The sequence below is a fragment of the Priestia sp. YIM B13490 genome, from assembly GCF_042787735.1.
In the GTDB taxonomy this organism is placed as follows: domain Bacteria; phylum Bacillota; class Bacilli; order Bacillales; family Bacillaceae_H; genus Priestia; species Priestia megaterium.
Map to the genome: position 1 here is coordinate 1,477 of NZ_JBHZOT010000039.1, position 1,109 is coordinate 2,585.

Annotated in this window: 1 rRNA gene (running past one end of the window); it reads right to left on the bottom strand. The window is 50.0% G+C overall.

The annotated features are described in order from the left end of the window. Window positions 1-1,109: ribosomal RNA gene (locus tag ACFX4R_RS29385) — 23S ribosomal RNA — on the bottom strand; its annotated part reaches 1,475 nt to the left of the window's first position; the annotation flags it as partial.

Here is a 1,109-nt window from a genome sequence, read left to right on the forward strand (position 1 = left end):
CAGCACTTAGAACGCTCTCCTACCACTGACATCAAAGATGTCAATCCACAGCTTCGGTGATACGTTTAGCCCCGGTACATTTTCGGCGCAGAGTCACTCGACCAGTGAGCTATTACGCACTCTTTAAATGGTGGCTGCTTCTAAGCCAACATCCTGGTTGTCTAAGCAACTCCACATCCTTTTCCACTTAACGTATACTTGGGGACCTTAGCTGGTGGTCTGGGCTGTTTCCCTTTTGACTACGGATCTTATCACTCGCAGTCTGACTCCCATGGATAAGTCTTTGGCATTCGGAGTTTGACTGAATTCGGTAACCCGTTGGGGGCCCCTAGTCCAATCAGTGCTCTACCTCCAAGACTCTCACAACATGAGGCTAGCCCTAAAGCTATTTCGGAGAGAACCAGCTATCTCCAGGTTCGATTGGAATTTCTCCGCTACCCACACCTCATCCCCGCACTTTTCAACGTGCGTGGGTTCGGGCCTCCATTCAGTGTTACCTGAACTTCACCCTGGACATGGGTAGATCACCTGGTTTCGGGTCTACAACCACATACTAAACGCCCTATTCAGACTCGCTTTCGCTACGGCTCCGCCTTATCAGCTTAACCTTGCATGGGATCGTAACTCGCCGGTTCATTCTACAAAAGGCACGCCATCACCCGTTAACGGGCTCTGACTACTTGTAGGCACACGGTTTCAGGATCTCTTTCACTCCCCTTCCGGGGTGCTTTTCACCTTTCCCTCACGGTACTGGTTCACTATCGGTCACTAGGTAGTATTTAGCCTTGGGAGATGGTCCTCCCAGCTTCCGACGGAATTTCACGTGTTCCGCCGTACTCAGGATCCACTCAAGAGGGAACGAAGTTTCAACTACAGGGTTGTTACCTTCTTCGACGGACCTTTCCAGGTCGCTTCATTTACTTCGTTCCTTTGTAACTCCGTATAGAGTGTCCTACAACCCCAAGAGGCAAGCCTCTTGGTTTGGGCTAATTCCGTTTCGCTCGCCGCTACTCAGGAAATCGCATTTGCTTTCTCTTCCTCCGGGTACTTAGATGTTTCAGTTCCCCGGGTCTGCCTTCAATATCCTATGTATTCAGATAAAGATACTG